Below are 22618 nucleotides of genomic sequence, written 5' to 3'. Positions count from 1 at the left end.
GTGCGTGTGAGACCGCAGACACGAATGCGCCTGCGGCCCCGTTCAGCCCATATTTTGATGCATCGCCCCGTCCGGGCTGAGTGCTCCTGCCGGCCGGGTGGCCTCGGGAGCGAGACGGGGGACGCAGCCCGGAGATGTTCTCCGGCGGTATCCACCCTATCGTCAGGCGGAGCGTCTTGCGCTCCAACGATAGAGGCCCCCTGCCGAAGCAAGGGGCATTTCGGCCAGCCTCTTAGGCCAGCTTGATCTCGACGTTCACGCCGGCAGCCAGATCGAGCTTCATCAGCGCGTCCACGGTCTGGGCGTTGGGCTGCACGATGTCGAGCAGCCGCTTGTAGGTGCGCACCTCGAACTGCTCGCGCGACTTCTTGTCGACGTGCGGGCCGCGGTTCACGGTGAACTTCTCGATACGCGTCGGCAGGGGAATGGGGCCGCGAATGAGCGCGCCGGTGCGGCGGGCCGTATCGGCGATCTCGCCAGTGGCCTGGTCGAGAACGCGGTGGTCGAACGCCTTGAGGCGAATACGGATATTCTGAGCTTCCATGTCCTACTACCGATGCGAAAGAGCCAAGGAGCAACCGGCGAGCCGGCATTTCCCAAAAACAAAGACCGCCCCGCTTGCTTCGGTTTCCCGTGAGCGGGCGGCCTTCCTCAAAACTCGTGCCGTCGGGAGACGAATCTCCGTCGGGGATGCGCGCCTATACGGGCCGAGTTGGATTCTGGCAAGGGCCTCCGGACCGAAAATTACATGACCGCGAAACGACCATGTCCGAGCCGTGAAGAGCGCCCTGCCCCCACAAGAAAGGCCCGGCCGCTCCTAGGAGCGCCGGGCCTCTTTATCGTTCAGTCAGCTGCGCGCGGCAGCGGCGACCTTACTTGGTGATCTTGGCGACGACGCCCGAACCCACGGTGCGGCCACCTTCGCGGATCGCGAAGCGAAGACCTTCGTCCATGGCGATCGGCGCGATCAGCTTGACGCCGATGGTCACGTTGTCGCCAGGCATCACCATTTCGGTGCCTTCGGGAAGGATCACTTCGCCGGTCACGTCGGTGGTGCGGAAGTAGAACTGCGGGCGGTAGTTGGCGAAGAACGGCGTGTGACGGCCGCCTTCGTCCTTCGACAGCACGTAGACCTCGGCGCTGAACTCGGTGTGCGGGGTCACGGTGCCCGGCTTGGCGAGAACCTGGCCGCGCTCGACTTCTTCACGGGCCACGCCGCGGATCAGGGCGCCGACGTTGTCGCCGGCTTCACCGCGATCGAGCAGCTTGCGGAACATTTCCACGCCGGTGACGGTGGTCTTGCGGGTGTCCTTGATGCCGACGATTTCGACTTCGTCGCCCACGTTCACGACGCCGGTTTCGATACGGCCGGTCACCACGGTGCCGCGGCCCGAGATCGAGAACACGTCTTCGATCGGCATCAGGAAGCTCTTGTCGATCGGACGGTCGGGCTGCGGGATGTAGCTGTCGACGGCTTCGATCAGGGCAATGACCGAATCCTTGCCGATGTTGTCATCGCGGCCTTCAAGAGCGGCCAGAGCCGAACCCTTGACGATCGGAATATTGTCGCCGTCGAAGTCGTAGGAGCTCAGCAGCTCGCGCACTTCGAGTTCGACGAGCTCGAGGATTTCCTCGTCGTCGACCTGGTCGACCTTGTTCATGTACACGACCAGCGCCGGCACGCCGACCTGACGGGCGAGCAGGATGTGCTCACGGGTCTGGGGCATCGGGCCGTCGGCGGCGTTCACGACCAGGATCGCGCCGTCCATCTGGGCGGCACCGGTGATCATGTTCTTCACGTAGTCGGCGTGACCCGGGCAGTCGACGTGCGCGTAGTGACGGGCAGCCGATTCATACTCGACGTGCGCGGTCGAGATCGTGATGCCGCGCTCACGCTCTTCCGGGGCCTTGTCGATGTTGGCGAAGTCCACGGCGCTGCCGCCGTAGGTTTCAGCCATCACCTTGGTGATCGCCGCGGTCAGGGTGGTCTTGCCATGGTCGACGTGACCGATGGTGCCGATGTTGCAGTGCGGCTTATTCCGCTGGAACTTTTCCTTGGCCATTTCTCTGGTGTACCTTCTTGGATGAAAATGCGTGTTCGCGGGAGAACAGCGGCGCCCGCAGAATCAGGCGCCGCCCCTAGACTGCCGTGGCAGCTTAGGCAAGTTTCTCCTTGACCTCGGCTGCGACGTTGGCCGGAACCTCGTCGTAGTGCGAGAACTGCATGGTGTACTGCGCACGCCCCTGGGTGAACGAACGCAACTCGTTGACGTAGCCGAACATGTTGGCGAGCGGCACAAAGGCCTCGACCGCCTGGGCATTGCCGCGCGTGTCGGTGCCCTGGATCTGGCCGCGCCGCGAGTTGAGGTCGCCGATGACGTCGCCGAGGTAGTCATCGGGGGTGACGACTTCAACCTTCATGATCGGTTCGAGCAGCTTGATGCCCGACTTCTGCGCCACTTCGCGCATGGCACCGCGCGCGGCGATTTCGAACGCGATCGCGCTCGAGTCGACGTCGTGGTAGGCACCATCGGTCAGCTTGATCGAGAAGTCGATGATCGGGAAGCCGACGAGATGGCCGCTTTCGGCCTGCTCGCGGAAGCCCTTTTCGATCGCCGGGATGTACTCGCGCGGGATGTTCCCGCCCTTGATCTGGTCCTCGAAGATCACGCCCTGGCCGCGTTCACCCGGGGTGACCGTGACCTTCACGCGGCCGAACTGGCCCGAGCCGCCCGACTGCTTCTTGTGGGTGTAATCGACTTCGACCTCGCGGGCGAGGTATTCGCGGTAAGCCACCTGCGGCGCGCCGACGTTGGCTTCGACCTTGAACTCGCGGCGCATGCGGTCGACGATGATGTCGAGGTGGAGTTCGCCCATGCCCTTGATGATCGTCTGACCGCTTTCGTGGTCGGTCGAGACGCGGAACGAGGGGTCTTCCTGCGCCAGACGATTGAGCGCGATGCCCATCTTTTCCTGGTCGGCCTTGGTCTTGGGTTCCACCGAAAGCTCGATCACGGGCTCGGGGAATTCCATGCGCTCAAGGATGATCGGCTTGGACGCGTCGCACAGGGTATCCCCGGTGGTGGTGTCCTTCATGCCGGCCAGCGCCACGATGTCGCCCGCAAACGCCTCATCGATGTCCTCGCGGTTGTTCGAGTGCATCAGCAGCATGCGGCCGATCTTTTCCTTCTTGTCCTTGACCGAGTTCAGGACCTGGCCCTTGGTGAGCTTGCCCGAATAGATGCGGGTGAAGGTCAGCGAGCCGACGAAGGGATCGTTCATGATCTTGAACGCGAGCGCGGCAAAGGGCGCATCGTCGCTCGAAGGACGCTCGTCTTCCTGATCGCTGTCGGGCAGCACGCCCTTGATCGGCGGAATGTCGAGCGGCGAGGGCATGTAGTCGACCACGGCGTCGAGCAGGGGCTGGACGCCCTTGTTCTTGAACGCCGAGCCGCAGGTCACCGGCACGAAGGCGCGCGCGATGGTGCCCTGACGGATCAGCTTCTTGATCGTCGGGACATCGGGCTCGTTGCCTTCGAGATAGGCTTCCATGATCTCGTCGTCCTGCTCGACGACGAGCTCGATCAGGCGCTCGCGATATTCGGCGGCCTTGTCGGCGAGGTCAGCGGGGATCTCGATGAACTCGTACTTCGCGCCGAGGCTCTCGTCCTTCCAGACGATGCCGCGGTTGTTGACGAGGTCGACCACGCCCTGCAGCTGGCTCTCGGCCCCGATGGGGAGATAGAGAACAAGCGGCTTGGCACCCAGACGATCAATGATCGACTGGACGCAGTAATAGAAATCGGCGCCGGTGCGGTCCAATTTATTGATGAAGCACATCCGGGGCACGCCGTACTTGTCGGCCTGACGCCACACAGTCTCGGACTGAGGTTCGACACCGGCAACGCCATCGAATACTGCAACTGCACCGTCCAACACGCGGAGCGAGCGTTCGACTTCGATGGTGAAGTCGACGTGGCCGGGGGTGTCGATGATGTTGATGCGGTGCTTGGGCTGATTTTCACGCAGCGCGTCAGGATCGCTCATGGGGTCCATCGAGGCGTCTTCGGCGGTCCAGAAGGTCGTGGTCGCGGCCGAGGTGATGGTGATCCCGCGCTCCTGCTCCTGCTCCATCCAGTCCATCGTCGCAGCGCCATCGTGCACTTCGCCGATCTTGTAGGACTTGCCGGTGTAGTAGAGGATACGCTCGGTCGTGGTGGTCTTGCCGGCATCGATGTGCGCCATGATGCCGATATTGCGATAGCGCTCCAGCGGATACTCGCGGGCCATATCAGGTTCCTTGACTGTGAGGGGGCCGCCGGGGTGCGGTCAGGGCCCCATATAGGGAAGATTGTGACAGCCGAAAGACCCCAACAGCTTGGAGCCCCCGGCTGCCCACAATCGCACGAGTTACCAGCGGTAGTGCGAGAAGGCGCGGTTCGCGTCCGCCATGCGGTGCGTGTCCTCGCGCTTCTTCACCGCGTTGCCGCGGTTGTTGGCCGCATCGAGCAGCTCGCCCGACAGGCGCGCCGCCATCGTGGTTTCCGGACGACCGCGCGCGGCGGTGATCAGCCAGCGGATCGCCAGCGCCTGGGCGCGCTCGGGACGCACCTCCACCGGCACCTGGTAGGTCGCACCACCGACGCGGCGGCTGCGCACTTCGACCTGCGGCTTCACGTTGTTGAGCGCATCGTGGAACAGCTGGATGGGATCGGCCTTGGCCTTGGCTTCGACCGTGGCAAGCGCGCCATAGACGATCTTTTCGGCAACAGCCTTCTTACCGTCGAGCATGAGGTTGTTCATGAACTTCGACAGGATCTGATCCCCGTACTGGGGATCGGGCAGGATGACCCGCTTTTCGGGACGACGACGACGTGACATATTTGAAAACTCCTTCGGAGTGGTCGCTCACCTCCGTGAGCGCCCTGCGGCTCCGGCCCGCTCCCCCACCCGGCCACCCAGAGACTACCTCGTTAGGGTAGCCGGGTGGGGGAACGTGCCGAACCCGCGCCTGAACCTTACTTCGGACGCTTCGCCCCGTACTTCGAGCGGCTCTGCTTGCGGTCCTTCACGCCCTGCGTGTCGAGCACGCCGCGCAGCACGTGGTAGCGCACGCCCGGAAGGTCGCGCACACGCCCGCCGCGGATGAGCACCACCGAGTGCTCCTGCAGGTTGTGGCCCTCGCCCGGGATGTAGCTGATGACCTCGCGCTGGTTGGTCAGGCGGACCTTGGCCACCTTGCGCAGCGCCGAGTTCGGCTTCTTCGGGGTCGTCGTGTAGACGCGGGTGCAGACACCGCGCTTCTGCGGGTTCTGCTCCATCGCAGGGACCTTGCTCTTGGCCTTCTGCGGAACGCGGCCCTTGCGGACCAGCTGGTTGATCGTCGGCATGTGAAAAAACTTTCTCTCTTCACCGTGTGGCCTGACCCGTCAGCCAAAGTGGGCACCGGTTTGGCGCCCGGACGGGTCAGAATAAAGGTGACACGGGTGCCGGACGATGCTGGAGGAGAGATCAAACCCAACCGTCATCCCAGCGAAAGCTGGGACCCAGGGCCGCAAGCATATCGCTTGCCGCATGAGATCCCAGCTTTCGCTGGGACGACGACGAGGCCGAAACGCTCCACCCGCATGTCAGGCCCTTCGGCCACCGGGTTACTTTGCCGGCTGCCCTCACGAGGAGGACGCACCGCCAATGTTCAGCTCGCTTTCCGAGGGAGACCCCCGGAAGGATGCGCGCCCTTAGGCGGGTTTGGGGTGGGGGTCAAGGGATTCGGAGATGCGCCGACAGACTTACGACTCGCAGCCAAACTTGCTAACAGCGCCGACATGATCCCGGGCTGGCCAGACCTCAAAAACGCGGTGCGCCGAAAGATTGCGCGTCGCACGTGGATCCCCATCCTTCTTTCGCGATCAAATGACATTGGTAAATATCCGCACGTCGGATGGCGATCCTCATTTGAAGGTGTTCACAGCCTTGTCATACATCGTAGTTTAAGCGAAAAATTCGGATCTTATGGGTGGAGTAATGATTATCATCATGCACCATGGGCGAGCCGACAAACCTATAAACCATTCGATGAATATTGGGAGTCAGATGAGAGCGACAGTCGCCTTGGCTTTCGCCTAGTGTCACGTCAATCCCTCCCGGATCGAGATCAAGTATACCACTTACATCATGATTTCATTTTCGCCTTGAACCTTGCTTATGAAACTGGTTCGTGGGTTCGACCCTGTGAAAATTATATCGAGGTCGCGAGGGAGATCCGCGACTCTCAAGATAGGATTTGTGGAATAGAAGCAAAAGCGGAGTTTTTGGCCGATTATCTTTCAGCTCGGAACTCAATTCTGAGAATTTCATCTTTTTCGAGCCAACAAGCCGTCTTAAGGATTTCCGACATCCCACAAGAGTTTCAAGAACTAGAAGAGGAATTTGAAGGCGGTAGGCTCGCAATTCGGCGAATGGACTTGGACCAGACCGGCGACATGGCCGGCGCCGGAGTGGCCGTGTTTAGAGTGGCGCGCACCGACGTTGATCCCGAGGAGGACGTGCCGGAACTTGGGCCGGAAACAAACGAAAACACGAGCAGTGAATCTTGGTCGTTTACGCGTGGCGAAGCTGTCGCAGCTAGATTAATGGCAGACTACTGGAGGGACGAAATCTTCGAGGCCAATAATGGTAGCATCCGAGTCCGAGGCGACGAGGTTCCATCTAACGTCACATTCATCGTTGATGCTAGCGGACAGCGGATGTCGGCCGACCAATTAGACAATGAAGACGTAGGCAAGTGGCTGTGGTTTAAACCCGATATCATCGCCTCGCTGGCGGAACGGAGAGGCGCCGAACTCAATTGGTACTCACGGTTCACAGGCGGCATTTCCACTCCCTCTGATCCGGCCGTGCATTTCGGGATAAACTCGTCGGGCTTAGTCACTGTCTATGCAAATGACGTGGCACGCCTTCCGGAATGGGAAAGGCGCTTATGGGGTGGCTATAATGTCGCTCCGGAGGGCAAAGTTTGTGCCGAGTTGTTGATGTCACAGGTCGAGGTGCGGCCTGCCGAAACACAATCACCCGAAAAATGGCTTCCCATTGTTCTGGATCAAGTCAGAGACGCTTGGCGACAACAGTTCGGGACAGAGCTTTTCAGGAAGCACGACAAATATCTTGAGATTCTGTCTAGATGCCACCGCTTCCGTGCATTGAACCTTGACGGACTATATGCGCTAGCGAAGGACGTTGCGCGCATTTCAGCTGATTTAATTGATGAAAAAGCTGTGGTTGCGGCAAGTAAATTTCCACCAAAGGAGAATTTGCGAAGCCTGAAGGCACTCCAACATGCGATAAGTGAGCTGCACGACCCTGATGTCGTTCATCAAATTTTCGGTCCCCTTTTCGCAACTTATGATCTCAGACTTCAGGATGCGCACTTGCCAAAAAGTGAAATTGCAAGTCGTTTCAAAATACTGGACATTGATCCTAACGCACCAACGATCTTCGGCGGTGAGCATTTATTATATAATGTAGTCACCTCATTCGATGCGATCCGAATTATTCTTGAGCAAGCTCCCTAACTTGTAGACTACCCTCCCCGAGTGACCTTCTGTGGCCCTGCCGAGGTCCGGCGCGTTCGTGAATACACTTTATCTCACGCAATCGAGGGCACCCTGCGGGTGCCCGGTTTTGCCGCCTGCAGGGCGGGGTTGGACAGGGGGGTAGTGCTTGGCTCGGGGAGAGCGGGGGTGCAATGCGCGCCATTGGTGGCTCCGCGCCCACCCCCGACCCCTCCCGTGAACGGGAGGGGGATATCGTTTTCCTACTCCCGGCAAACCTGTCACCCTCCCGCGCCATGACCCAGCCGCGCACCCCCTCCCCCCGCCCCTCCCGCTCCACCGTCGTTCGCAACAAGCGCAAGATCCCGCGGCAGGCGACCTCCTCGGTCGCCTACGAGCTCGTGCCGCCCGCGCCCGATGATCCGCTGCTCGACTTCATGCCGGTGCCCCATGTGCGGCCCAAGGCGAACTCGATCACGCCCGACGTGCAGCGCGCCTTCATCGCGCAGCTCGCCGCCACGGGCATCGTCCAGCAGGCCGCGCGCCATGTCGGCAAGAGCATGGAGGCGCTCTACAAGCTGCGCCAGCGGCCCGGGGCGGAGGGCTTTCGGGCGGCGTGGGATGCGGCGCTCGACCGGGGGGTGAGCCGGCTCGAGGACTGCGCGCTCGCCCGCGCCATCGAGGGCGAGGAGAAGCCGATCCTCCACGCGGGCAAGGTCGTCGGCGTCGAGCGGCGGCACAACGAGGCGCTGGTGATGTTCTTCCTCAAGACCCGCCTCCCCCACCGCTACGACCAGCAGAAGGAGGTGGGGCCGGGGCACCCGCTCTACGAGAAGGTCGCGGCCGCCTATGCCGCCGAGCAGCGGCGCACCCCGGAGCAGGACAAGCAGACCCGCCGGAGCCTCGACATCATGTTCGGGCGGTGGTTCGGCGCGCTCGAGGACATGTGGGAGCGGCGGATGGCGCTGCTGGGCATCGACCTCGCCGGGCCGGACCACGCCGCGCGCGTCGAGGCGCTGAAGGCCGAGGGGCGCTGGCCGGACGTCACCCGCCAGCAATTCGGGATGACGCTCGTCCCCCTCGAGGACGAGGAGGCATGGGAGCGCGAGCGGGCGGCGGAGGCGGCAGCGCGGGAGCGCGCGCTTGCGGCCAGCCGCGCGGTGCTACGCCGACAGGAACGCCACTAGCGCGCGCACCTTCTTGCTGCGCCACTGCGGCGCGGGGGCGAGGAGCCAGTAGGCGCGCTGGGCAGGCTCGGGCTCGGTGAGCGCCGCGAGCGCGCCGCGCGCGATGGCCGCCTCGGCGAGCGCGTGGGGGAGGATCGTGCGCCCCATCCCTGCCAGCGCCGAGGCGAGCGCCTGGCCGGGGGAGCCCGCCCGGATGCACGGGTTGATGCCATCGGGCATGGTCATCCCCGGCCAGTCGATCCACGCGCTCCTGTGCTCGGGCGCGGCGACGGTCACCTTCAGCGCCGGGGCGAGCTGGACGCCCTGGAGATCGCCCGGCCCGTCGACCAGCCGGATCGCGATATCGAGGTTCGCCTCGGTGAAATCGGCGTGCTCGTCGGGGGCGAGGATGTACTGGACGCCCCCCCCTGAATCATTGGGCGTGCCGGCCTGGAACACGGCAAGGCGCGGGGCGAGCCATTCGGCGTAGAACTCGCGCGGGACGGCGATGGTGTAGCGGTCCGACGACTGCCCGGCCTGCATCGCGGCAACACTCTCCTCGAAGCGGAGGAACCCCTCGCGCAAGGGGTCGAGGCCCGCCTCGCCCTCGGGCGTGAGTTCGAGACCCTTGGAGGTGCGGCGGAACAGGACGACGCCGAGCACGTCCTCCAATGCGCGGATCTGCTGGCCGACCGCGGCGGGGGTCACGGCGAGCTCGTCCGCGGCGCGGGTGAAGGACAGGTGCCGGGCGGCGGCGTCGAACACGCGCAGGGCGTTGAGGGGGAGGTGCGTGCGCTTCACGCCGCGAGCGTTAGGCGCGGGCGCGGTTCATCGCAAGCCGCCGCGTCAGCGCGGCGCCTTTACCGGGAGGGGCGGCCCTCGGCGGTCTCGGGCGCGGCGAGCGGGAAGAAGGGGATGCGGATTTCCTGCGGCGAACCATCGGCGCGCTTGAAGGTGTAGAAGCCCTCCATCGAGCCGAACGGCGTCGTCAGCGGGCAGCCCGAGACATAGTCGTGGCTCTGCCCCGGCTGGAGCAGCGGCTGTTCGCCGACCACGCCCTCGCCATCGACATGGTTGACCATGCCGCGCCCGTCGGTGATGCGCCAGTGACGGGTGATGAGGCGCATCGGCTCGTGCGAGGCGTTCTCGATGCGGATATGATAGACCCAGAACCACTTGCCGGCCTCCGGGTGCGACTGCTCCGGCAGGTAGTTGACGGCGACCCTCACGGTGACCCCGTCGGTGGTGGCGGCGTGCTGGAAGAATTCTTTCATGTCGCCCCCGAAGTTAGCGATTCTTTGCAGGGTCACAAGACCATGAACACGCATAATGCCCAGCGTATCCCGGCTGGCATACGAATAATGCCCTAGGCGCGGCCCGCGCCTGCCGGCCCGTTGCCGGAATGCGGCGGATGGCATAGGCGATGCGCGTGCCGATCGGCACGGCTCGCGGGGCCGCAGGCGCGCATCGCGCGGCGCGGTGGCGCCGAATGACGGGAAGGAGAAGGCGGACCCATGCAGCCCCGGATCGACGCGGAGATCGCCCCCGGCCCGGCCGCCCTCACCCGCCGCGCCGCGCTGGCGGGGCTCGGCGCGGGTCTGCTCGCCGGGTGCGCGCCGCGGCTGGGCAGTCCCGATCCCGCGCCGTCCGGGCCGCCCCTCGACCCGCAGGCCACCGCCACGCCCGATCTCGTCGACCTTGCGCGCTTCGATCCGCGCCTCAGGCTCGACATCCGCTACGCGACGCCGGACAACTTCATGCGCCGGGTGCTCTATCCGGTTGCGCGGGCAGTGGCGCAGCGGCCCGTCGCCGAGGCGCTCTCCCGCGTCCAGACCCGCGCCGAGGCCGAGGGCTATGGCCTGCTGATCTTCGATGCCTACCGCCCGTGGCGGATCACCAAGGCGATGTGGGACGCCACCCCGCCCGAAAGCCGCGAGTTCGTGGCCGACCCGCGCACCGGATCGCGCCACAATCGCGGGTGCTCGGTCGACCTTTCGCTTCACCGCAGCGGCGTCGAAGTCACCATGCCCAGCCCCTATGACGACTTCACCCCGGCCGCCTACCGCAGTTTCGCCGATGCCCCGGCAGACGCGCTGCGCCTGCGCGACCTGCTCGAGGGCTGGATGGTCGCCGAGGGCTTCGTGCCGCTCGCCAACGAGTGGTGGCACTACGACTGGGCCGAGTGGCGGCGCTATCCCGTGATGGACGTGCCGCTGGAGGATGTGACGGCCCGCTGACGGCCTCGCCCCCGCCCGCTCAGGCCTCAGGCCGCATTGCGCCAGATATCGTGACTGATCACCTGCCCGGCACCCTCGAGCCGGAACTGCGCGACCAGCCCGGCGAGTTCCCCGGCCTCGGCGGCGAGGCTGCGCGCGGCGGCGGTGGCTTCCTCGACCATCGCCGCGTTCTGCTGGGTCATGCGGTCCATCTCGCGCACCGCGGTGTTGATCTGGCCGAGGCTCGCCGCCTGCGCGGCGGCCGCATCGGCGATCTCGCCGATCCCCGTGCCGACCTCGCCGAGGCGCGCGACGATCCCGCCCAGCAGGGTGCCGGTCTCGCCCACCAGCGCCACGCCCTCGCCGACTTCGGCGCTGCTGGTGTGGATCAGCGTCTTGATCCCCTGTGCGGCGTCGGCCGAGCGCTGGGCGAGCGCGCGCACCTCGCTCGCGACCACCGCGAAGCCCGCGCCCGCAGGGCCCGCGCGCGCCGCTTCGACCCCGGCGTTCAAGGCGAGGAGGTTGGTCTGGAAGGCGATGCCGTCGATCACGTCGATGATCTGGCGGATTTCCTCGGCGCTCGCCTCGATCCGGCCCATCGCCGCGACTGCGCGGGCGACGACCGCACCGCCCTTCCCGGCTTCGGCCTGGGCCCCGTCCATGACCGCGCGCACCCGATCGGCCCGCGTGGCGCTTTCGGACACCAGCGCGGTGATCTGGTTCATGCTGGCCGCCGCTTCCTCGAGGCTGGCCGACTGGCGTTCGTTGCGCGCGGCAAGATCGTCGGAGGCGGCATGGATCTCGCGCGATCCGTTTGCCACGCCGGCAGCGGTGCCGCGCAGCTGTGCGATCATCGCGGCGAGCCGCTCGGCGGAGGTGTTGTAGCCGGCCTTCAGCGCCGCGTATTCGGGGGCAAGCTCGGCGGTGATGCGGTGCGACAGGTCACCCTCGGCAAGCCGTTCCAACGCCGCGCCGAGCGCATCGACGACCTGCTTCTGCTTGATCGCGCTCGCCTGTTCGGCCCGGGCCGAGGCGCGGAAGATCTCTATCGCGCGGGTCATGGTGCCCATCTCGTCGTCGCCGTGATCGTCGCGCTCGCCCGCGTCGAGGTCCCCGGCGGCCATGCGCTCCATGACCGAGGCGGTGTCGTGGAGCGCCCAGACCACGCGCTTGCGCAGCTGCAGGAGCCCGGCGAACAGGCTCGCAGCGATCAGCAGCACGGCGAACACCAGCATGATGACGGTGGCCACGACGGTGAAGCGGGCTTCCTCGACCAGCACGGCCTGGCGATCGGCGGCGCCCGCGACCATCGCGTCCACCGCCTTGCGGTGCGCGGCATAGATAACCGCGAGTTCGGCGGTGGCACGATCGATCGCCGCACGATCGGCGCGGCGCGCGGCGGGGAGCAGATCGTCCTTCACCACGCGCCAGAAGGCCGGCGCATCGCGCGCGGCGGTGGCGGCGAAAGCCTGGCGCAAGGCGGGATCGAGGTCCGAGGCTTCCCAGTGGGCGGCGCGCGCGGCGAAATCTTTCTCAAGCTGGGCCAGCCGCTCCGCGCGCACGGCCGCGCTTGCAGGGTCGCGTGCCAGCAGCGCCGCCTCGAGATAGGCTTCGATCAGGTAGCCGGGCGGCGGCAGGATGTCGGCGTTGAACTCGTGGAGCTGCTGGTTGACGCGGTGCATCTCGCCGCCGAAGCGGACGGTGTTGACGGCATAGGCGGACAGCAGCGTGGCAAGCGCGAGGACGACGCCGAGAAAAGCCGCGCCCTGGCGGCTGAGCTTGCGGATCGACATCGGGGCTCTCCGGACCGGGTCTGCGCTTACCTTCTGCCCCTTCGAGGTAAGCCCGGTGCGTTGCGCCTTGCCTGCCGCCGGCCTAGGGGTTTTCCCGGGAGAGCGCCGGGGCCACAGGCTCACCCGGCGGCGAGCAGGTCCTCGATCTGGCCGAGGCGCTCCTTGCCGAAGAACATCTCGTCGGGTCCGTTGTCGACCTTGACCCACATCGTCGGGATGCCGAAGGCGCCCCGCGCCACCACCGCATCGGTGCTGGCGACGAGGCCCTGCTTCACCTCGTCGGTCTGCGCGCGGGCGAAGAGATCCGCGGCATCGAACCCGGCGGCGGTCAGCGCGGCGCCGATTGCCTCGGGCGAGGCGATGTCGAGCCCCTCCTCCCAGATCGCGGGCAGCAGCCCTTGGGCGAACTGCACCGCCCGCCCGTCCTGGTCGGCGGCGAACAGCATCCGCTGGAGCAGGATCGAGTTGAACGGGAACTGCGGGTGCATCCGCCATTTGGTCAGCCCGTGCTTGGCGATGAAGCGGTTCATCTCGAGCATCGCGTAGGCATTCTTGCCCTTCACATCCGCGTCGCGGATCATCGGCGGAGCGTTGCCGGTGAGCTTGTGCATCCCGCCAAGGAAGGCGGGGATCACCGCCAGCTCGGCCTCATGGCGGTCGCACACTTCGCGCAGCGGCCACCAGACGAGGTAGGCATTGGGGCTGACGAAATCGAAGACCAGTTCAACGCGCTTGCCCATGGCTTTTCCCCTCTAGATCCCCGCCGCGGCGAGCGCCTGGTCCATGTCCTCGGTGAGATCCTGGATGTCCTCGAGCCCCACGTTGATGCGCAGCAGACCCTCGGTCACGCCCATCTCGGCGCGGGCCTCCTCGCTCATGCCGGCGTGGGTGGTGGAGGCCGGGTGGCACATCAGGCTGCGCGCGTCGCCGATATTGTTCGAGATGTCGACGAGCCGGAGCGCGTCGAGCACCGCGAAGGCACGGGCGCGGGTGCCGACGTCGAAGGCGAAGATCGGCCCCGTCGCATCCATCTGCGCTTTCGCAAGGTTGTGGCGCGGGTGGCTCGGGAGGCCCGGGTGGAGCATCCGCCCGCCTGCCTTGTCTATGCGCGGCTCGAGGAACCGGCCGAGCGCGACGGCCTGTTCGGACTGCTTCATGGCGCGCAAGGGGAGCGTCTCCAGCCCCTTCATCACCACCCAGGCGTTGAACGCGGCAATGTTCGGCCCGGTGTTGCGCTGGAAGGGGAGCAGCACCTCGTCGATCCACTGCTTCGATCCGCACACCGCGCCCGCGAGCACCCGGCCCTGCCCGTCCATCAGCTTGGTCGCCGAGTAGGCCACGACATCCGCGCCGAACTCCAGCGGGCGTTGCAGCGCGGGCGAGGCGAAGGCGTTGTCGACCACCGTGGTGATCGCGTGCGCGCGGGCGAGGCCGCAGACGTGGGCCATGTCGACGATGTCGAGCGTGGGGTTCGCCGGGGTCTCGAAGAAGAACACCTTGGTGTTGGGCCGGATCGCAGCCTCCCAGGCGGCGTTGTCGGCGCTGTCGATCACCGTGGTTTCGATGCCGAACTTGGGCAGCAGGGTGTCGACCAGCCAGCGGCAGCTCCCGAAGGCCGCGCGCGCGGCGACGACGTGGTCGCCGGCGGACAGCTGGCACAGCAACGCGGTGGTCATCGCCGCCATGCCGCTCGCCTGGGCGCGGCAGGCCTCGGCCCCCTCCATCAGCGCGATGCGTTCCTCCAGCATCGCGACGGTCGGGTTCTGGAGGCGCGAATAGGTCATGCCCTCGGCCTCCCCCGCAAAGCGCGCGGCGACGGTCGCCGCGTCGTCGTAGGTGTAGCCCGAGGTGAGGAACAGCGCCTCGCTGGTCTCGCCGTGCTCGCTGCGCCAGGTGCCGCCGCGCAGCGCCTTGGTGGCAGGGCGCCAATGGGCGGTGGCGGCGCGGTCCATGCCGGTGGTCTTCTTCATGGGCCCGCCTCTAGGATGGCAGAAGCCCGCCCGCAAGCAGGCCCTGCTGCGCGGTCTCCAGATGCCCGACCGCGGCGAGCATCGCGGTCCCCTCGATCGCGGCGAGGAGGAAGCGCGCGCCCCCGGCCGGATCGGGATCGCCAGCGGGCATCTGCGCCTCGAGCCAGACGACAAGCTTGTCCACCATCGCCTGCGCCGCCGCGCGAAAGCCGGGTGACCCGCGCGCCGATCCGCCGACGATCTCCCACCACAGCCGCATGAACGGCTCCATCGCCGGATCGCCGAACTGCGCAAGGATCCGGGCGAGCAGCTCCGATCGGGTTGCCGGCGGCGCGCTCCCGGCGATCGCCGCGTCAAGCAACAGCGCATAGGTCCCGGCGATGTGCCCGAGGAGGTCCTTCAGCAGCCCTTCCTTGGTGCCGAAGTGATAGATCAGCATCCGGTCCGAGGTGCCCGCCGCCTTGGCGAGCGGCCTGAGGCTCGCCTGCCCCATGCCATGTTCGAGCACGTGGGCCATCAGCAGCGGCAGCAGGCTCTCCTTGGACATGGGAGGTTTTCTTGCAGCGCTTGCCATGCGGCCTTGTAGCGGGCGCGCCATGCGGCTACAAGCCGGCGTAGCATTCGCTACACACCTCAGAGAGGACACCCCCATGCCCGATCCTTCCGCCCCGTTCATCGCCCTTGCCGCCGGCGGCCTCGTGTTCGGCGTCGCCGCGATCCTGTCGATCCTGCTGCGGCCCTTGGCAGCCGGCAGCGCGCTGGTCGCCGGCGCGCTGTCCGCCGGCTTTGCCGCCTTCACCGCGGTGACCATCGCCACCGAAGGCGTCTGGCCGGTGATCGTCAACCACACCACCAACCTGTGGGGCGTGCAGGTGTGGTGGGACCTGCTGTTCTCGCTCGGCGTTGCCTTCTTCTTCGTCCTGCCGCGGGCCCGGGCGGCGGGGATGAACGCCCTGCCCTGGACGCTGTTCGTCCTTGCCACCGCCAGCATCGGCCTGCTCGCCATGGTCGCACGGCTGTTCTGGCTCGAACAGGCGCAAGGCGCGCCGCAACGGGCATGAAACTCGGCGCCCAAGGCGCCGCCAAGCCGAACGGCCGCCCGCAGCGACGCGACCTTCAGGTCGCATGAGCAAGGATTTCGCACGCCGGATGGCGTGCGGAACAAACAGATGCTTGCCCTCGATGGCGGGGCTGCCTAAGCGCGGCCCCGCCATGGCCGAGGCGCACGCGTCCCCCCTTCCCGCCGCCGTCCCGCCCCGCGCCTTGCGCGATCCGCTGGGCTGGACCCTCGCGCTCACCGGGCTGTTCGCGGCGCTCGCCGGATGGCGGCTCGCCACCCCCTCGACCCTCTATTTCGACGAGGTCCACTACATCCCGGCCGCGCGCGAGTGGGTGAAGCTCTTCGAGACAGGCGCGGGAATGTTCCGCAACCGCGAGCACCCGCCGCTCGCCAAGGAGCTGATCGCGCTTGCCATGCTGGCCCTCGGCGACAATCCGCTCGGCTGGCGGATCGTGCCCTGGCTGTCCGGCGTGATCGCCTTCTTCGCCGCAGCCCGCGCGATGTGGCACGCGAGCCACGAACGCTTCGCCACCTTGGCCTTCGCCGTGCTGCTGGCAACGGGCTTCCCGCTGTTCGTCCACGCGCGCATCGCGATGCTCGACATGGTGATGGTTGCCGCCCTGATGGTCGCCGCCTGGCAGTTCGCCGCCGCCGTCGCGCAGCCCGAACAGGGCCGCCGCCGGCTGGCGCTGACGGGAGCGGCGCTGGGCGTGGCAATGGGCGCGAAGTGGAACGCGATCCCGCTCGCGGTGCTGCCGGGGATCACCTTCTTCATCGCCCGCGCGCTGGCCGGAAGGCGGCGCCTCCTGCTCAGCCGCCGCGGCGCGCCGGTGCCGGGGATCACGCTGGTGGAGGCTTTCGTGTGGCTGGGGATCGTGCCGCTCGCCGTCTATGCCGCCACCTTCATCCCCGGCTACTGGCTGGCCGCGCCGCTCCACCCCTCACCGCTGGCCGAAGAGGGCCTCGTCGGGCTCCACGGCGAGATGCTCCGGCTCCAGAGCGGTCTCAAGACCCCGCACCGCTACATGAGCACCTGGCCCGACTGGGTGCTGAACACGCGCGGAATCTGGTATCTCTACGAGCCTGTCGACGGGGCCCAGCGCGGGGTGCTGCTGATCGGCAACCCGCTGACCATGCTGATCGGGTTGCCGGCGGCATTGTGGTGCCTGGTGCGCGGGGCATGGGTGCGGGACCGGGCCCGGCTCGCAGCGGCGCTCGGCTACGCGGCGGCGCTCGGCCTGTGGGTGGTCGCGCCCAAGCCGACGCAGTTCTACTACCACTACTTCACGCCCAGCATCTTCCTCCTTGCGGCGCTGGCGCTGGCGTGCAGCGATCTCGCCCGCGCCGGGCCGCGCACGCGCTGGCTCGGCTGGATAATCCCGCTCGCGTCGGCGGCGGTGTTCGCATGGTTCTACCCGATCCTCTCCGCCTACCCGCTGAAGGGCGCGCAGAGCTACGAGACCTGGATGTGGCTCGACGGGTGGCGGTAGAGCATCATCCCCCTCGTCATTGCTTCGCTTCGCTCGCAATGACGAAGTGTCCTCAAAACCGCCCCCACACGAAGCGGCTCGACAGAGCGTAGTTCCACACCGATCCCACCACGATCCCCGCGAGCGCCGCCAGCGCCCAGTGGATGCCCTGCCCTTCGAGGAAGGTGGCAATCGCCACATTGGCGAAGGCCCCGACCGCACAGGTTGCGATGAAGCCCAGCCAGCCGCGCAGCAGCGCCAGCGCGCCGGTGAGGCGCTTGTCGCGGTAGGTCAGCCAGTTGTTGAGCCAGAAGTTGAAGCTCATCGCCACCAGCACCGCCCCCGTCTGGGCGATGGAGAAGCGTTCCCCGAAGGCGAACAGCAGGGCCGAGAGCACCGCGAAGTGCACCACCACGCCGAGCGCGCCGACGGTGCCGAACAGGGCGAAGCGGGTCGGGATCACCTTGCCCAGCGTCTTGTCGTAAAGCCCGGCGAGGAAATCGAACAGGATGGCGCGGTCCAGCTTGCTTTCTCCTTCGCGGCGGGCGGCGAAATCGAGGGGGAATTCCTTGACCCGCATCGGCGCATCGGCGGTGGCCAGCAGGTCGAGCAGGATCTTGAAGCCGATCCCCGACAGGCGCGGCACCAGCGCGCGCGCGGTGGCGGCGGGGAGCATGAAATAGCCGCTCATCGGATCGGTGAGCTCGACGCCCGTGATCCGGCGCGCCAGCGCATTGGCGTAGGTCGAGAGCTTCTCGCGTTCGGGCGCAGCCCATTGCGCGGTGCTCGCCCCTTCGGCGAAGCGGCTGGCGACGCAGATCTCGGCCTCGCCCTCTTTCAGCGCCGCCAGCATCCCCGGCAGGAGCGCCGGATCGTGCTGATGGTCGGCGTCCATTACCGCCACATAGGGCGCGGCGGTGGCGCAGAAGCCCTCGATCGCCGCGCTCGCAAGGCCTCGCCGCCCGATCCGCTGGATCACCCGCACGCGGGCATCGGTGAGCGCCAGCGCGCGCGCCTCGTCGGCCGTGCCGTCGCGGCTGTCGTCGTCGACGATGATGACCTCCCACGCCGCCGCATCGCCGATCGCGCGGTCGATCCGCTCGACCAGCGGGGCGAGGTTGTCGCGCTCGTTGAGCGTCGGGAGGATGATCGCCAGATCGAGGGGCATGGCGCGCCTAGAGCCGTTCCCGCACGCCTGCGCCGATCGCCGCCGTGCCGTGGCTTCCGCCCAGATCGCCGCCGAGGATGCCGTCGGCGAGCGTGCGGGCGACCGCCGCCTCGATCCGCGCGGCCTCGTCCTCGCGGCCGAAGGAGTGGCGCAGCATCATAGCCGCCGAGAGAATCGTCGCCATCGGGTTGGCCTTGCCCTGCCCCGCGATATCGGGCGCGGAGCCGTGGATGGGTTCATAAAGGCCGAAGGTGCCGTGGTCGGTCCGCCGCTCACCCAGCGAGGCCGAGGGGAGCAGGCCGATGGAGCCCACTGCCGCGCTTGCCAGATCCGACAGGATATCACCAAACAGGTTGCCGGTCAGGACCACGCCGAACCGATCCGGATGGCTGACCAGCTGCATCGCGGCATTGTCGACATACATATGGTCGAGCACGACCTGCGGATACTCGGCGGCGGTCTCGATCACCACGTCGCGCCACAGCTGGCTGGTCTCGAGCACGTTGGCCTTGTCGACGCTGGTGAGCGGGAGCCCGGACGCCTCGGCGGCGCGGAAGGCGACGTGGGCGATGCGGCGCACCTCGCCTTCCGCATAGGCCATCGCGTCCCACCCCTCACGCTCGCCCGCGTCGGTCACGCGCTGGCCCTTGGCGCCGAAATAGACGTCCCCGGTCAGCTCGCGCACGATCACGAGGTCGAGGCTGCGGGCGATGTCCGCGCGCAGCGGCGAGAGATGCTCGAGCCCGGCAAACACCCGCGCCGGGCGCAGGTTGGCGAAGAGGCCGAGGTGCTTGCGCAGGCCGAGGATCGCCTGCTCGGGCCTGAGGTGCCGCTCCAGCGCGTCGCAGGCAGGATCGCCCACCGCGCCGAACAGGATCGCATCGGCCTCGCGCGCCATCGCCAGCGTTTCGTCCGGCAGGGGCACGCCGTGGCGGCGATAGGCGATGCCGCCCACGTCGCCCTCGAACAGCACGAGCCCCGGCAGGCCGAGGCTCTCGAGCACCGCGACCGCCTCGGCGGTGACCTCCGGGCCGATGCCGTCGCCGGGCAGGATGGCAATCTTCATGGGTGTCTCGCCCTCATTCCATGCGCTGGAGCCGCTCGGTCAGCAGCGTCCGGGCGCCCATAACATCGCTCTTGGGGCCTGCAAGCAGGTAGTGCGCGATGCGCCGGCCGAGGGTCTCGAGCTGCGCCATCTGCCCGGCCCAGTCGGGCGCGGGCGGCGGGGGTGCGCCGCCGCCATATCCGAGCTGCGACAGCAGCAATGTCTCGTAGGCGGCAAGCCCGCTCACCCAGCCGCGCGCCGAGGGGGCGAGCGCGATTGCATCGAGCAGCCCGCCGAGCGCTGCGTGGAGCGCAGGGTAAGGCTGGCGCTCGGGCAGGGCGGCGGCGGCGAGCGCGCAGGCCCACTGGATCGCGGCCGCCGGCAGGGGCTCGGTGATGAGCGCGCCGAGCGAACGTTCGAGCTCCAGCCGGGCGAAGGGCAGCTGACTGCCGGGCCGGATCGTGAACTCCGCCGCCACGCGGTTCCCCGGCACCATCGCCGCGCGCATCTGTCGGCCCCGCCCGCCGGCGACATAGGCGGCGACGAGGCCCTGGTCGGGGGTGAGCAGCCGCACCATCGCCCCGGTCTCGCCCTGCGGGCGCTGGGCAAGGATGATCGCGGAGGCGCGCGAGGTCATGGCCCGCGCCGCAGCGGCTTACTGGCCGGACTTGGCTTCCAGCGCGGCGAGGCGCGCTTCGAGGGCATCTGCCTGTTCGCGCGCCTTCTGCGCCATGGCCTTGACCGTCTCGAACTCCTCGCGGCTGACGAAGTCGATGCCGCCGAAGGCCTCGCGCATCCGTTCGCGCGCGCTTTCGCGCGCCTCGCGGGTCATGCCCGCCATGGTTCCGGCGGCGCTGTTGGCAAGCTTGACGAGGTCGGCGATGATCGGGTTCTGGCTTTGCATGCGGGTTATTTGGAGATGCTTGCCCGGAAGGGCAAGCATCAATCCTCGCTCACACGCCCTGCGGGCGCGTCGCTGCGGGCGGCCGTTCGGCCTTGCGGACATGCTGCGCCATCCGTGTAATGCCACACGGCCGCGCCGCGGGGCCTGAGCCACAATCGTGCTCGGCTGCCCTAAAGCTCGATGCGCGTCTCGGCGCCGCTCGCGCCGCGCGGGCCGCCGTCGGGGTTTTCGGCGATGAACCGGTAGTTCAGCAGCCCCGCAAAGCACAGCCAGGCGAAATAGGGCAGCAGCAGCAGCGCCGCCGCGCGCCGGACGCGGAAGAAGAACGCCAGCACCACCAGCAGCGAGGCGATGCCGAAGCCGAGCACCAGCAGCCCTGAGAACATGTCCTGCAACCCGAAGAACACCAGGGTCCAGCTCTGCGTGACGATGAAGTGGACCGCAAAGGCGATCAGCGCGAGCCCGCGCCCCGGCGCGCCCCAGGCGCTCGCCACCGTCGCTAGCGACAGGCCGATCAGCACGAACAGGACGCTCCACACGATCCCGAACAGCATCGGCGGCGGGTAGATCGCGGGCTTGGCCAGCGCGGCGAACCACGGCGTGTCCGGCCCGCCCAATTGCCCTGCGGCAAAGCCCACGAGCAGGATCGTCGGCACCATGAACAGCGCCCAGCGCAGGAAGCTCGCCCGCAATTGGGCAGGGGATGCAAGGGTGTTCATCGGGTCTCCGCCAGACGAGGAACACCCGCGATATCAGAGCCGCGACGCCGCGCCAACCGGCCAGCGGCCCCTGCCCCATTCCGGCGCGCGTTCCATCCCGCACTTCGCCCGGTTTGCGGCGATCGCGGCAAAAATGTGGTAAAAATGGGGCAGGTCGTCACATTTCCTCTGTGAGGCGGCGAATCCGTCTGCTAGAGGCTGCCACATTCCTGCCGTGATTCGAAGCGCGTTGCCGGCAGGAAGATCGAAGAACGCGCTGTGTGCTCATCATCGGCCCGCGAGGGTCAAAGGGAACCTAAGCCATGAAGAAGATCGCTCTCGTCGCCGTCGCCGGCCTCGCTCTCGCCACCGCCGCCTGCTCGAAGCCGGCCGAAGACGCCAACACCGCCGCCGACACCATGACCGCTGAAGAGCCGATGGCTGTCGAAACCCCGGCCGCCGACGCCATGGCCGTCGAAACCCCGGCTGCCGACGCGATGGCCGCCGAAACCCCGGCTGCGACCGAAACCCCGGCTGCCCAGTAAGCCTTTCGGCTTGCCGGTTCCCGCAATTGCGGGACGCCAGGTATCAGAATACCGGCGGCGACCTTCGGGTGGCCGCCGGTTTTTCTTTGCCCTCAGCCACGCCGGGCCGAGATCAGAAACTCGACATTGCCCTGCGGCCCGGTGATCGGGCTGGTCGTGATCCCGTCGACCTCCCAGCCCGCCGTTTCGAGCCAGCCGCGCACCTCGTCGCAGACCCGCGCGTGCAGGCGGGAATCGCGCACCACCCCGCCCTTGCCGACCTCCTCGCGACCCACCTCGAACTGCGGCTTGATGAGCGCGACCAGCCGGCACCGCTCCGCCGCCAGCGCAAGCGGCACCTCGAGCACCTTGGCCAGGCCGATGAAGCTCGCATCGCACACCACCCAATTGCAGGCTTGCGTGATGTGCTCGCGGGTCAGCAGCCGCGCGGAAAGCTGTTCCAGAACCGTCACGCGCGGGTCCTCGCGCAGCTTCCAGGCGAGCTGGTTGGTGCCGCTGTCGACCGCGAAGACGTGCGCGGCGCCCCTCGTCAGCAGCACATCGGTGAAGCCGCCGGTGGAGGAGCCGATATCCATCGCCACCGCGCCCGCCGGGTCGAGGCCGAAATGGTCGATGGCATGGGCGAGCTTGATCCCGCCCCGGCTCACCCAGGGATGATCGCGCCCGCGCACCTCGATCGCGGCATCCTCGGCGATCTGCTGGCCGGGCTTGTCGATCTTGGTGTCCCCGGCGAAGACGAGGCCCGCCATCACCAGCGCCTGCGCCCGCGCGCGGCTTTCGGCGAGGCCGCGCTCGGTGAGCAGCTGGTCGACGCGGCGCTTCTTGGCCTTGGGGGCGCGAGGGGTGTGATCGGGCATGGGCGTTCCGGGGTGGACAGGCATGGGCCCTAGCGCGCAATGTGCGCCCATGAAAGCCGCTCCGCCCCGCGCCCCCGCCGCCGCAGCCCTGACCGCCGCCACCCTCGCGCTTGCCGCCTGCTCCCCCTCGGTCCAGGCGCCGCCCGCCGCGCCGTCCGCGGCGCAGCGACCCGCGCC

General features: G+C 67.3%; 23 protein-coding genes. 6 read left to right on the top strand and 17 right to left on the bottom strand.

Annotated features, from left to right (window positions below; all coding sequences use genetic code 11):
- Nucleotides 1-232: 232 nt before the first annotated feature.
- The 5 genes from rpsJ to rpsL all read right to left on the bottom strand — a co-directional run bounded on the left by rpsJ (nt 233) and on the right by rpsL (nt 5390).
- A complete protein-coding gene (gene rpsJ / locus OPU67_RS11930) occupies nt 233-544 on the bottom strand; it encodes a 30S ribosomal protein S10 (RefSeq protein ID WP_017665146.1) in 312 nt (103 codons plus the stop codon).
- A gap of 328 nt (nt 545-872) precedes the next feature.
- Nucleotides 873-2063 (bottom strand): elongation factor Tu, encoded by a 1191-nt coding sequence (gene tuf / locus OPU67_RS11925; RefSeq protein ID WP_267619797.1) that lies wholly within the window; start codon nt 2061-2063, stop codon nt 873-875.
- A 94-nt stretch (nt 2064-2157) separates the two neighbouring features.
- The gene (fusA, locus tag OPU67_RS11920) at nt 2158-4290 is read right to left on the bottom strand and encodes an elongation factor G (RefSeq protein WP_267619794.1); all 2133 of its coding nucleotides are present in this window, start codon (nt 4288-4290) and stop codon (nt 2158-2160) included.
- 120 nt (nt 4291-4410) lie between these two features.
- The gene (gene rpsG, locus OPU67_RS11915; RefSeq protein WP_069310558.1) at nt 4411-4881 is read right to left on the bottom strand and encodes a 30S ribosomal protein S7; all 471 of its coding nucleotides are present in this window, start codon (nt 4879-4881) and stop codon (nt 4411-4413) included.
- A 137-nt stretch (nt 4882-5018) separates the two neighbouring features.
- Nucleotides 5019-5390, bottom strand: coding sequence for a 30S ribosomal protein S12 (rpsL, locus tag OPU67_RS11910; RefSeq protein WP_006831873.1), 372 nt, complete (start codon nt 5388-5390; stop codon nt 5019-5021).
- Nucleotides 5391-5825: 435 nt separating this feature from the next.
- Between rpsL and OPU67_RS11905 the strand changes: the two genes are divergently transcribed.
- Together OPU67_RS11905 and OPU67_RS11900 are read left to right on the top strand one after the other, a co-directional pair.
- Nucleotides 5826-7571 (top strand): hypothetical protein, encoded by a 1746-nt coding sequence (locus OPU67_RS11905; RefSeq protein WP_267619758.1) that lies wholly within the window; start codon nt 5826-5828, stop codon nt 7569-7571.
- A gap of 275 nt (nt 7572-7846) precedes the next feature.
- The gene (locus OPU67_RS11900; protein WP_267619757.1) at nt 7847-8737 is read left to right on the top strand and encodes a hypothetical protein; all 891 of its coding nucleotides are present in this window, start codon (nt 7847-7849) and stop codon (nt 8735-8737) included.
- On the opposite strand, the gene OPU67_RS11895 is transcribed toward OPU67_RS11900, so the two are convergent.
- Together OPU67_RS11895 and apaG are read right to left on the bottom strand one after the other, a co-directional pair.
- Entirely contained in the window at nt 8714-9517 is an 804-nt protein-coding gene (locus tag OPU67_RS11895) for a LysR family transcriptional regulator (RefSeq protein ID WP_267619756.1), read from the bottom strand. The two genes, OPU67_RS11900 and OPU67_RS11895, sit on opposite strands and share 24 nt — an antisense overlap.
- A 59-nt stretch (nt 9518-9576) precedes the next feature.
- Nucleotides 9577-9990 (bottom strand): Co2+/Mg2+ efflux protein ApaG, encoded by a 414-nt coding sequence (gene apaG, locus OPU67_RS11890; protein WP_267619755.1) that lies wholly within the window; start codon nt 9988-9990, stop codon nt 9577-9579.
- 240 nt (nt 9991-10230) lie between these two features.
- Between apaG and OPU67_RS11885 the strand changes: the two genes are divergently transcribed.
- The gene (locus tag OPU67_RS11885) at nt 10231-10953 is read left to right on the top strand and encodes a M15 family metallopeptidase (RefSeq protein WP_267619754.1); all 723 of its coding nucleotides are present in this window, start codon (nt 10231-10233) and stop codon (nt 10951-10953) included.
- A gap of 26 nt (nt 10954-10979) precedes the next feature.
- Here OPU67_RS11885 and OPU67_RS11880 read toward each other — a convergent pair whose 3' ends face one another.
- The 4 genes from OPU67_RS11880 to OPU67_RS11865 form a co-directional block, all read right to left on the bottom strand.
- Nucleotides 10980-12725 (bottom strand): methyl-accepting chemotaxis protein, encoded by a 1746-nt coding sequence (locus OPU67_RS11880; RefSeq protein WP_267619753.1) that lies wholly within the window; start codon nt 12723-12725, stop codon nt 10980-10982.
- A gap of 119 nt (nt 12726-12844) precedes the next feature.
- Nucleotides 12845-13465, bottom strand: a complete 621-nt coding sequence (locus tag OPU67_RS11875) for a 2-hydroxychromene-2-carboxylate isomerase (protein ID WP_267619752.1) — start codon at nt 13463-13465, stop codon at nt 12845-12847.
- Nucleotides 13466-13477: 12 nt separating this feature from the next.
- Entirely contained in the window at nt 13478-14695 is a 1218-nt protein-coding gene (locus tag OPU67_RS11870) for a trans-sulfuration enzyme family protein (RefSeq protein ID WP_267619751.1), read from the bottom strand.
- 10 nt (nt 14696-14705) lie between these two features.
- On the bottom strand, nt 14706-15242 hold the full coding sequence (locus tag OPU67_RS11865) for a TetR/AcrR family transcriptional regulator (protein ID WP_267619750.1): 537 nt from the start codon (nt 15240-15242) through the stop codon (nt 14706-14708).
- Nucleotides 15243-15345: 103 nt separating this feature from the next.
- Here OPU67_RS11865 and OPU67_RS11860 point away from each other — a divergent pair, with 103 nt between their 5' ends.
- Both OPU67_RS11860 and OPU67_RS11855 read left to right on the top strand, forming a co-directional pair.
- Complete coding sequence (locus OPU67_RS11860; RefSeq protein WP_267619749.1) at nt 15346-15756, top strand: hypothetical protein; 411 nt, start codon at nt 15346-15348, stop codon at nt 15754-15756.
- 151 nt (nt 15757-15907) lie between these two features.
- Nucleotides 15908-17245 carry a phospholipid carrier-dependent glycosyltransferase gene (locus OPU67_RS11855; protein ID WP_267619748.1) on the top strand — a complete coding sequence of 446 codons (1338 nt, stop codon included), beginning with the start codon at nt 15908-15910 and terminating at the stop codon, nt 17243-17245.
- Between the two features lie 52 nt (nt 17246-17297).
- Here the strand turns inward: OPU67_RS11855 and OPU67_RS11850 are convergent, their stop codons facing one another.
- The 5 genes from OPU67_RS11850 to OPU67_RS11830 form a co-directional block, all read right to left on the bottom strand.
- Nucleotides 17298-18392: a glycosyltransferase gene (locus tag OPU67_RS11850; protein WP_267619747.1), complete on the bottom strand. Its 1095-nt coding sequence runs from the start codon at nt 18390-18392 to the stop codon at nt 17298-17300.
- Between the two features lie 7 nt (nt 18393-18399).
- A complete protein-coding gene (gene leuB / locus OPU67_RS11845; RefSeq protein WP_267619746.1) occupies nt 18400-19458 on the bottom strand; it encodes a 3-isopropylmalate dehydrogenase in 1059 nt (352 codons plus the stop codon).
- 13 nt (nt 19459-19471) lie between these two features.
- Entirely contained in the window at nt 19472-20074 is a 603-nt protein-coding gene (gene recO / locus OPU67_RS11840) for a DNA repair protein RecO (protein ID WP_267619745.1), read from the bottom strand.
- Between the two features lie 18 nt (nt 20075-20092).
- Nucleotides 20093-20341: an accessory factor UbiK family protein gene (locus tag OPU67_RS11835; protein ID WP_267619744.1), complete on the bottom strand. Its 249-nt coding sequence runs from the start codon at nt 20339-20341 to the stop codon at nt 20093-20095.
- A gap of 170 nt (nt 20342-20511) precedes the next feature.
- A complete protein-coding gene (locus OPU67_RS11830) occupies nt 20512-21060 on the bottom strand; it encodes a TspO/MBR family protein (RefSeq protein WP_267619743.1) in 549 nt (182 codons plus the stop codon).
- Between the two features lie 302 nt (nt 21061-21362).
- Between OPU67_RS11830 and OPU67_RS11825 the strand changes: the two genes are divergently transcribed.
- Nucleotides 21363-21584: a hypothetical protein gene (locus OPU67_RS11825; protein WP_267619742.1), complete on the top strand. Its 222-nt coding sequence runs from the start codon at nt 21363-21365 to the stop codon at nt 21582-21584.
- A gap of 92 nt (nt 21585-21676) precedes the next feature.
- Here the strand turns inward: OPU67_RS11825 and OPU67_RS11820 are convergent, their stop codons facing one another.
- Nucleotides 21677-22441: a TlyA family RNA methyltransferase gene (locus tag OPU67_RS11820; protein WP_267619741.1), complete on the bottom strand. Its 765-nt coding sequence runs from the start codon at nt 22439-22441 to the stop codon at nt 21677-21679.
- Nucleotides 22442-22618: the final 177 nt, after the last annotated feature.

The organism is Erythrobacter sp. WG, assembly GCF_026586795.1.
In the GTDB taxonomy this organism is placed as follows: domain Bacteria; phylum Pseudomonadota; class Alphaproteobacteria; order Sphingomonadales; family Sphingomonadaceae; genus Erythrobacter.
The sequence above is the reverse complement of the archived record's forward strand: the minus strand, read 5'-3'. Positions and strand labels throughout refer to the sequence as shown.